The organism is Psychroserpens sp. BH13MA-6 (assembly GCF_052983595.1).
Map to the genome: position 1 here is coordinate 556,713 of NZ_JBRJGE010000002.1, position 10,580 is coordinate 567,292.

General features: G+C 36.3%; 8 protein-coding genes. 4 read left to right on the forward strand and 4 right to left on the reverse strand.

Translation table 11 applies throughout. From position 1 onward, the window contains the following. The first annotated feature begins 10 nt into the window (after positions 1 to 10). Both ACU8DI_RS07025 and miaE read left to right on the forward strand, forming a co-directional pair. The gene (locus ACU8DI_RS07025; protein WP_447112050.1) at positions 11 to 577 is read left to right on the forward strand and encodes a hypothetical protein; all 567 of its coding nucleotides are present in this window, start codon (positions 11 to 13) and stop codon (positions 575 to 577) included. Further along, positions 577 to 1,158: a tRNA isopentenyl-2-thiomethyl-A-37 hydroxylase MiaE gene (miaE, locus tag ACU8DI_RS07030; protein WP_447112065.1), complete on the forward strand. Its 582-nt coding sequence runs from the start codon at positions 577 to 579 to the stop codon at positions 1,156 to 1,158. The genes ACU8DI_RS07025 and miaE overlap by 1 nt, the downstream gene beginning before the upstream one ends. Positions 1,159 to 1,259: 101 nt before the next feature. Here the strand turns inward: miaE and ACU8DI_RS07035 are convergent, their stop codons facing one another. The 4 genes from ACU8DI_RS07035 to ACU8DI_RS07050 form a co-directional block, all read right to left on the reverse strand. Further along, positions 1,260 to 1,790 (reverse strand): porin family protein, encoded by a 531-nt coding sequence (locus ACU8DI_RS07035; RefSeq protein ID WP_447112051.1) that lies wholly within the window; start codon positions 1,788 to 1,790, stop codon positions 1,260 to 1,262. A gap of 151 nt (positions 1,791 to 1,941) precedes the next feature. Next, positions 1,942 to 2,847 carry a Ppx/GppA phosphatase family protein gene (locus ACU8DI_RS07040; RefSeq protein WP_447112052.1) on the reverse strand — a complete coding sequence of 302 codons (906 nt, stop codon included), beginning with the start codon at positions 2,845 to 2,847 and terminating at the stop codon, positions 1,942 to 1,944. A gap of 1 nt (position 2,848) precedes the next feature. Continuing rightward, positions 2,849 to 4,900 (reverse strand): polyphosphate kinase 1, encoded by a 2,052-nt coding sequence (gene ppk1, locus ACU8DI_RS07045; protein WP_447112053.1) that lies wholly within the window; start codon positions 4,898 to 4,900, stop codon positions 2,849 to 2,851. Then, the gene (locus tag ACU8DI_RS07050) at positions 4,900 to 5,385 is read right to left on the reverse strand and encodes a SixA phosphatase family protein (protein WP_447112054.1); all 486 of its coding nucleotides are present in this window, start codon (positions 5,383 to 5,385) and stop codon (positions 4,900 to 4,902) included. The genes ppk1 and ACU8DI_RS07050 overlap by 1 nt, the downstream gene beginning before the upstream one ends. Positions 5,386 to 5,691: 306 nt before the next feature. On the opposite strand from ACU8DI_RS07050, the gene ACU8DI_RS07055 reads away from it, so the two are divergent. Beyond that, on the forward strand, positions 5,692 to 6,141 hold the full coding sequence (locus ACU8DI_RS07055) for a hypothetical protein (RefSeq protein WP_447112055.1): 450 nt from the start codon (positions 5,692 to 5,694) through the stop codon (positions 6,139 to 6,141). A gap of 30 nt (positions 6,142 to 6,171) precedes the next feature. Further along, positions 6,172 to 10,580, forward strand: a 4,409-nt coding sequence (locus ACU8DI_RS07060; protein ID WP_447112056.1) for an HYR-like domain-containing protein, incomplete at its 3' end; no start/stop codon positions are given.

The following is a 10,580-nucleotide window of genomic DNA, read 5'->3' on the forward strand; positions in this document are numbered from 1 at the left end:
AGCATTCTACATGAAAAAAATAGTCTTTATTTTAACGTGCATTTTTGCGGTCACCATATGTTCTTGTGATCGTAGGTCTAGTAAAAAAGAACGTTTAGAACATGCTGTTCATGAGTTTAATAATAAATATAAGTCCTTAGATATAAAAACTTATTATCCAGAAGATTATGTTAAAATAAAAACAGATTCTATTGTTTCAAAAACCTTTCATGTTAGTATCGTAAATCACTCTCTATCTGATACGGGAATCTTAATAAAAGAATCTATAAACGGGAAGTCGAAATCGGCGCATTATCATCGCGTTTTTGAGTCTGAAATTAATATTAAAGTTGCAGACAAAATGATATTTGATAAACACATTTCAGCCAAGAATTTTTCAGCGTATTCCAATAGTCATTTTTGGCGCTATGCTACCTTGGAGCATGTATGGGTGGATGAGGAACATTCAGATCCTACAAAGGTGGTATTGAACCTGTCTTTTATGAATCCTAAAGATCACACATATCAACTTTATGAATTGCTAGTAGACAGAGAAGGCAATGAATTGATCACTTTAATTAAAGATTACACCTCATGATGCTCGGATTAAAACTACCAACAGATCCTCGTTGGGTCAACATCGTAGAAAAAAATATTGAAGATATCCTAACAGACCATGCTTATTGTGAGCAAAAAGCAGCGAGTACAGCCATTTCATTGATCGTTAGTTTTCCTGAGTACACAGAGTTAGTACAAGAAATGACCGCTCTTGTCAAAGAAGAAATAAGCCATTTTAAAATGGTTCATGACAAAATTATCGCGAGAGGTTGGGTATTAGGAAGAGACCGCAAAGATGATTATGTCATCCAACTTTTAAAATTCTTTCCAAAGGGAGGCAGTAGAACCACCCAATTAGTTCATCGCCTTTTGTATGCCGCTTTAATTGAAGCGCGAAGCTGCGAACGCTTTCGCTTATTATCTGAAGAATTAAAAGATAAGGAATTGGCTGAATTTTATAGAAAATTGATGGTGAGTGAGGCGAATCATTACACCATGTTTTTAAGATTTGCAAGACAGTATGGTGAACGACAAGAAGTTGACAAAAAATGGGAAGAACTCTTAGGTTATGAAGCGGATATTATGAAAGATTTGAGCAAAAAAGAAACCATTCATGGCTAATTTTATCAAGCTATAGAAACCCTTTACAAATCCTAATTAGTACGTCACAAAAAAAGCTTCAGCAGAACTGAAGCTTTATTGAAAATCTTAAGTCTATAAGATTATATTTTTATTCCGAAGCCAAATTGAAACGTCGTGTTTTGAGCTTCGAGATCTGTCAAATCTTCATCCAAAATATTGCTTAAACCGTAATGAACACGTGCATCAACAAATAGTTCATCGGTAATCATATACTCTACACCACCAATTCCAGAAAATGTAAATGTGGAGAAGCCATCACGCTCTTCCCAAGTTTTTAAACTCACCATTGGTCCAACACCTAAGGTAATATGATCGTTTATGGCAAATCGTGCCATGATTGGCATTTGAATATAATCGGCTCTCAGTTCATCGGCTTTAGCACCTTCTGCAGAATATTGCAGTTCCACTAATACAGAAAACTGATCACTCACGCCATAATCTACGAATCCACCAAAAGCAAATCCGTTTCGATGTTGATTCGAAAAAGTGGCATCAGGATCAAAGTCCAAATTTGAAATATTTAATCCACCTCTTACACCATAACTTATCTCTTGAGCAAAGGTTACCGAAGTAAAGGTGATTAATAAAAAAGTAAATAGTAATGATTTCATATACATAAATATTTTAATTAAGTTTTTTAAATTGGGATCTTAGAATAAGCCGTCAAATCACTGTACCACTTATCATCGGCTAATATATGATGAAAAATAAAATTACAAAATAAATATTAGCTGATGCACCAAAATACACGATAAGACCACATTAAACCATCACACTTGATACCGTATTGTGATAAATACTTTTAATAATGCCATCGGATAGCCCTATTTTTGGCACATATATATCCTTAGCACCACTCCATTTCATGGCAGATAAATAAATTCTCGTAGCAGGAATGATCACATCAGCACGATCTTGATTCAATTCTAATTCTGTGATACGTTCTTCGTAAGAATAGGTTTGTAGTTTATTGTAATAGGTAGTGAGATAGAAGTAAGTTAATGGCTTGCCCAGTGCTTTTCCTGAAATCTTAAATATTTTATTAATATTTCCGCCTGATCCTATCAAGTCTAATTGGTCATAGACCTGTGTATTGTGCTTTACCCATTCTTCAAGCTCCATCCAAGTTTCCTTTTTTACAATATCATTCAGTAATCTCACCGTCCCTATTTTAAACGATTTGGATGCGACGGTTTCACCCAGATGAATCACGGAAAACTCTGTGCTTCCGCCACCAACATCTACATAGAGATAGGTTTTATCCTCTTTGATGTAGGAATTTAAATCTGTAGCCGCTATTATGGCCGCTTCTTCTTCACCATTAATGATATCTATATCTATTTTTGCTTTTTTCGATATTAATTTAACAATGTCATTCCCGTTTTTTGCTTCACGCATCGCAGACGTAGCACAAGCTTTGTAAGCAATTACCTTGTGTGATTTCATCAGTAAATTAAAAGCGGTCATTGTATCCAACATCCGATGTGTATTCTCTTCGGAAATGTTCCCGTTTATAAACACGTCGGAACCCAAACGAATAGGGACACGAACCAGAGAACTTTTCTTAAACTTTGGCGCTTGTCCTTCTTGTTCTATGATGTTGGAAATTAATAATCTGACAGCATTTGAACCAATATCAATAGCCGCATATTTTTTTATAGTCAGCATACTAGGATGTTAGTTTTTCTTTAAAATAATCATATAGCGCAAATTGTGCTCTTACTTTAGGTTCATTATTTCGTCTATAATCATTACTCTGTGATTCATCGATAACGCGAGCCTTAACATTGTCTCTCCAGCAAATATCAAATATGTCGAGTAATTCCTGCTTAATATCTTCCTGATAAATTGGACAGCTTACTTCCACTCTATTTTCAATGTTTCGTGTCATCCAATCTGCAGAGGAGATATAAACTTTGGTATCATTATCATTACAAAATACATAAAGTCTTGTATGCTCCAAAAATTTATCGACAATACTTATGACTTCAATATTTTCACTCATACCTTTAATTCCTGGTACTAAACAGCAGATACCACGTACAATCATTTGGATTTTAACACCTGCTCTACTCGCTTCGTAGAGTTTGTCTACCATCTTATAACTTGAAATACTATTCAATTTAAGTTTGATAAAAGCTGGTTTACCATGTTTGACATTTTCAATCTCTTTGTCAATTAAGGCAAACAGCTTTGTTTTCGTGTAATGTGGCGAAGTAATGATATGTTTGTATCTATAAATACGATAATTGATTTCAAAAAAGTTAAAGACTTTATTGACGTCTTTCAATATCTTGGAGTTAGCTGTAAACAAGGTAAAATCGGTATAGATTTTAGCCGTTGACTCATTAAAATTACCAGTACTGATGAAACCATAACGCTTTAAAGTATTGTTTTCTTCTCGTTCTATAACACAAATTTTACTATGTACTTTGAGTCCGTTTACACCAAATAATAAATTAACACCTTCATCTTGCATTTGTTCGGCATAATTGATATTAGCTTGCTCATCAAAACGCGCTCTTAATTCTATCACAACTGTTACCTTTTTGCCGTTTTTTGCCGCGTTAATTAAGGAACTGGCAATATGAGAAATTTGAGCTAAGCGATAAATCGTGATCTTAATCGATTTAACCTGCGGATCTAAGGCAGCTTCCCTCAAAAACTTTACGATATATGAAAAAGTCTGATAAGGCGTATGCAGCAAATAATCTCTTTGAGAGATAGACGTAAAAATACTGCTTTCCAAACTCAGTCCTTTAATTTGAAGTGGCTTGATTTTTTTGTACAATAAATCTGTTCTTCCCAGACTTGGAAAATCCATATAATCGCGTCTATTATGATATCTCCCACCAGGAATCACACTATCTCTAGAGTCAATTCCCATCTTTGTCATAAGATAAAGTAAGGTCTTTTCGTCAATGGTTTTATCGTATACAAATCGAACTGGGTCACCTATTTGCCTATCCTTCACACTATCAGAAATCTTATCAATAAAGCTTTTACTCAAATCACTATCAAAATCAAGCTCACCATCTCTCGTAATCTTAATCATATTAGCCGTAATACTTGTGTAGCTAAAGATATTGAAGATATCATCTAAACAATAGCGCAACAAATCGTCAAGAATCATGATGTAACTTTTATCTCCTTTTTTAGGAAGAACGATAAATCGATCCATCGATTTGGGGATTTCTATAAGCGCAAATTGCTTTTTTTGATTCGTTAATTCCATTTTTACAGCTAAATAAGCCGCACTATCTTTTAGCAATGGTAAATCCACAGAATCATTCAAGATGATGTTTACTAAAGCCGGACTAATTTGCTGTATAAAATAGTCTTTAATAAATTGGTGTTGTTCGTCATCAACTTGTGTTTCATTAATGATATAGATATTTTCATCTTCCAATTTCTTTTGAATATTACTTAAAATATCCAAACTTTCACTTTGCTGTTTAATCACTACTTGCGTAATGATTTCTAGCAATTCTGCAGCTTTGATACCCAACTCGCTCTTACCACCTTTTCCGGCTTCATCGATTCGCTTTACCGTCGCATAACGCACCTTAAAGAACTCATCGAGGTTATTTGAGAAAATTCCTAAAAAACGAAAGCGCTCTATTAATGGAACACTTTCATCGGCTGCTTCCTGCAATACGCGTTCATTGAATTGAAGCCAACTTAACTCTCTATTGATATAACTATTTTTGTCTTTTGTCATTATTTTAAATCTCTTGGGAAAATCGTTAATTTCGTTATACCTTTTTTAATGTCTTTCCAGGTGTTCACCTCAAAATCTATAACAACCAGACCACTGGTAGGTACATTATCGATAAATTTATCACCAAATATATTGCAAATTGATGTGAATGCATGATTGTGACCAAAAATCATAACCTTTTGATAATTCTCGTCAAGAGATTTCAAGAATGTGATAACATTATCACCTCCGAAATCATATAAATCTTCCTTAATTTGAATGTTTTTCGGATCAACATTCAAGTTTTTCATAAATATTTTACATGTGGAAAGTGCTCTATTGGCTGGGCTAGAAAATATGGCATCTGAGTCAATCCTCTCTCGTTTGAATGCTTTTGAAACTAAGTTCGCGTCCTTAAATCCACGCTTTTTTAAAGGTCGTTCGCGATCAGAAACATCAAATTCCCATGAAGATTTGGCATGTCGTGTTAGTATGATTGTTTTCATATGTTATTCGATTAAATGCAATTTTTATCGATAAAATGTTGGATAATTCCGTTTTAACGATTATTTTCGTCTCTTCAACATTTATATTTGTCAAAGGTATAACTAATGAGTTCATTTGTTAAGTTTAATAACAATGTTTTATGACCCCAAATCAAAAATAAATTAATTTATCCATTTACCACGCATTGGTTGCCAATGTACTTCCCTCAAAAAAAAATGGAATTCTGATTAAGGCCTACAAGCTCCCGTCAGTTTTACTTTTAAGTAACATCGCAAAGCGAAACAAGATAGTTTAAATAGTATTCTATGAAAAAAATTATGATGCTGATGCTAGTATTTCTAGCGACGCTATTAACGTATGGTCAACAGCCACTTGAATTAAAAATCATGTCAGGTGCTGACAGACCCAACACTGAACCTGAGCAATTCTATGTATTGCGCATTACCAATATTGGCAGCAACAATGCTAGTTTTAAGATTTCTGCTAAGGACAAGAATTGTGACGGACTAAGTCCTGAAGTACAAGTGCCTTTAGCAAAGCGTCTTTTAAAGAAAGATAAAGTCAGTGAACTAAATAATACTGTCCTTGGTTCTGGAGATATTTTAAATTTTTATCTCAAATTATCAAGAAACAATAATTCGTTAAACAATAAATGGAATTGTACTGAAGTAAAAGCTGTCACAAACAATGGCACTGTTCTAAGTAATACCATTTTGATTAAATCATTAATCCCAGATCCATCCAAATTTAACTAGTCATAGTTAAATCTAAACTCATACGTATTTATGAAAACCGCTATTAATCATAATACCAAACAACGTATCATCTTTTTATTGATGCTCTGCTTAGGCTATGTTTCACATGGTCAAGTATTAGATGCCTTCCAACCGAGATATAATGAAACGGTTCACGGCGACATCACGATGATTGCAAACAATGTATTGTCCAGATCTGCCACTACAAATTATAATGGTGAAGCTGGTAACCATAGTTTCACTGATAACGTTTATGTCGATATAGATAATGATCCAAGTACTTTCAATTCTTCAAGAGCAAATTTATCGAATCCAGCTCCTAGTCTTGAATGCTTGTCATTAAAAAAAGTATTCCTGTATTGGGCTGCGGCTGATAGAGAGCCAACAACAGATATTAACTCTGAAAATCAGCCTAACTGGAATTATAATGACGTCAAATTAATGCTTCCTGGAGAGACTACTTATACCACAGTGACTGCAGATGAAGTGATCTACAGAGGAAGAGACCAAAATCCACATATAAACAATGATCCATATATCTGTTTTAAAGATATCACGGCACAAGTACAATCATTAAATAATGCTTTTGGCGCTTATCAAGTTGCCAATGTTGAAGCTAAAACCGGAAGTCTTACTGGTCATGATTTAAGCATTACTGGTACGTCTGGTGGATGGCAAATTGTATTCGTTTATGAAAGCCCGAAATTACCGGCAAGAAATATCACTTTATTTGATGGTTATGCACAAGTCACTGCCGTAAATAATGGATTTGATATTTCTTTTAACGGCTTTCAAACAGTGCCTCAAGGTGCTGTTGACGCTGATGTCATTATCGGTGCATTGGAAGGAGACCGAGATTTATCTGGTGATAAACTACAAATTCAAAATGTCGCAGGTAATTTTGTTGATTTACAGGCACCTTTAAGAGACAGTAACAATTTTTTTAATAGTCGAATTACTCTAGGTACCAACAACTTTACTAACCGTTTACCGGCTAGTACAAATACGCTTGGTTTTGATGCTGCTATTTTTCCATTAAACAACTCTGGAAATCTCATTATAGATAACGATCAAACGTCAGCGACCTTCAGATTGACATCTAATCAAGAGACTTACGGCCTTTACTTACTAGGATTTGCCGTAGAAGTATGGTCTCCTAATTTATCACCAATTGATATCGTTCTTGAATCAGGGTCCAACCCTACTGCTCCAGGATCAACACTTGGGTATTCATTTGATATTCTGAATACAGGTAATGATGACGCTGTTGATTTTTCTATGGCGACAACCTTGCCACCACAGGTAAGTGATGTGATTGTCAATTCATTGCCATCAGGAGTCACTTTCAATTTTGACAACAGCACTAATGAATTAACTTTTGATTTTAATGATGGCTTGCTAGATGTAGGTGATCAGAGTCTTGATGTCAATTTTGAATTGGTACTTCAAGATGCTTGTTATTTTCTTGAAACCGATTGTGATTTAGATTTCGAATTTCAGTTTGCCGCCACTTTTAATGGCGTACAAAATCCTAATCAACAAACCACATTGAGCTCTGCCTCTGTGCTTGCTTGTAATATTGGAGATCTTCTTCCTATTCAAGTGGAAGTACAACAACCTTCTGCCGATTGGGCAACTGCTGAAGGTGCACTAGATGTATCATTAGCATGTTCTGATGTTGATGGATTAGCGAATGCACAAAACTTAGAACCTGAAACAGATATCTGCAACTTTACTTATGTTAAGGAGTCTGGGGAATTTATGGAAGATAGTAATAACCCAAATACAGGGACTTATACAAATACATGGACGTTTACAGATGCCTGTGGTGAAATTAGCGAAACCTTTGTTCAAGTCATAACGGTAGGAACACCGTATACACCTATTGAAATTTCATATAATCAAAATAATATTTTGTGTTATGGTGAAAGCACAGGCAGTATTAATGCTACAGTGACTGGTGGTGTTCCACCTTATACGTATGATTGGACTGGTCCTGACGGTTTTACCGCAAATACTGAGGATCTTTCTGGGCTTCCTGCCGGAACTTACACGCTTACGGTATCGGATGCAAACTCCTGTATAACAACGATGGAGTCTATTGATGTTACAATTATTCAGCCTGAAATACAAACTTGTGATATTCAAGTATTTGATTGCCCACCTCCTGTTGAAATTGGATGTGCTGATGAAAATATGGAAGCCATCATGTTTTGGACACCTCCTACATTCGAATATCAATGTTGTACGTCTGTAGATGGTGACAATTATTCCTTTAACATGGAATTTGATCTACCTGAAAACACGTTTTCTGATGATTGCTGGGAATTCAACTATGTACAAAGAGTTGGAACGGATAATCTAAGACTTTTTCAATCTACGGGTTCTGGTTCTATTTATGACGATGCCTTTTTCACAACACCAACGCTCTATTTTGACACTAGTGACGGCGCACCTATCAATATTGATTTGGTGGATGTAACAGCTACTGTTAATTGGACTTTATCTGTCATCGATCCAGATACCAATGCTGTGGTATATACAGACCAAATTTCAGGAATAACGACTGATGGCCAACAAACTATTGTCATTCCTAATACGGTTCCTAGTGGCGCATATAAATTACGTTTCAATTATGATAGCCCAGATGCCAATGGTGGAGATAAAATTGAAGTCAATAGTTTGTTTTTTGATGCGACACTCATTGATGCGGCTTGTGCTGGAGGTATTAATTTTGTGGTGACATCTTCTCACAATCCAGGAGACACTTTCGTACCTGGTGAAACGACCGTAACGTATACAGCTACCTACACTCCTGAAAACGGAGAGCCAGTAGAGTTGTCATGTGAATTTGACATCACCGTTGTAAGTGTTAATGGTTCAGAAAGTATAGAAGATCATATAGATCCAACTTGTGATGATACTGCTAATGGTTCAATCACAGTAATTCCAAGTGGTGGAATTGCACCCTATTATTTTAGCTTAGATAACATTAATTTTGACAACACAACCGGTACTTTTAACAATCTGTCCGCTGGAACATATACCGTGTATGTCCAAGATAGTACTGGATGTGCCGATCCAACACCTATAGAAATCACCTTAACAGTTACGGATACCGAAGCCCCAGAAATCACAGCACCTGATGATTATAGTTTGGAAGGTTGTGGAACGAGCGCTATTAGTGATTTACCATATAGAGAGACATCAACTGTTATAACTTTAGAACAGCTGCAAGCAGCTCTAGGTGGCAATGGTATAGCCTCTGATGATGAAGCCATAGAGTCTATAAGCTATAGTGATACCAATTCTGGAACTTGTCCGATAACTGTGACTAGAACTTTTACGGTGACAGATATTTGCGGAAATACAACAAGCGATGTCCAACTAATTACCATAGATGATACAACACCACCAACCTTTACGGTGCCTTCGGATGTCACTATTGAGTGTGATCAAGACCCAACGGATCTGAATATCACAGGTGATGTGTCAGATGAATACGATAATTGTAACTTAAGTCTTGAGCCATCCTATACAGATGTGGTTGTCGCTGGAAGTTGTAATAACGAATCTACCATTACAAGAACGTGGACTTTAGAAGATCAATGTGGCAATATTACCAGTGCTACACAGACTATTAATATCGTAGACACGACGGATCCAACTATCATAGTGCCTGCAGATGCAACGGTTGAATGTTCTGAAAGTACCGATCCGGTAAATACAGGAGAAGCAACAGCGACGGATAGCTGTGGTGAGGTGACCATTACATTTAACGATACGTCTGTTGCCGATTGTGGTAACACCGAAACTATTACAAGAACATGGACAGCTACTGATGATTGTGGTAACACAGCAACAGCTGTTCAAATCATAACTGTGGAAGATACAGTGGCTCCTACTTTAAATGTGCCTGCAGATGCAACGGTTGAATGTTCTGAAAGTACCGATCCGGTAAATACAGGAGAAGCAACAGCGACGGATAGCTGTGGTGAGGTGACCATTACATTTAACGATACGTCTGTTGCCGATTGTGGTAACACCGAAACTATTACAAGAACATGGACAGCTACTGATGATTGTGGTAACACAGCAACAGCTGTTCAAATCATAACTGTGGAAGATACAGTGGCTCCTACTTTAAATGTGCCTGCAGATGCAACTGTTGAATGTTCTGAAAGCACCGATCCAATAAATACAGGAGACGCAACAGCGACGGATAGCTGTGGTGAGGTAACCGTTACCTTCAACGATACCTCTGTTGCCGATTGTGGTAACACCGAAACTATTACAAGAACGTGGACAGCAACCGACGATTGTGGTAACACAACAACTGGAGTTCAAATCATAACTGTGGAAGATACAGTGGCTCCTACTTTAAATGTGCCTGCAGATGCAACGGTTGAATGTTCTGAAAGTACCGATCCGGTAAATAC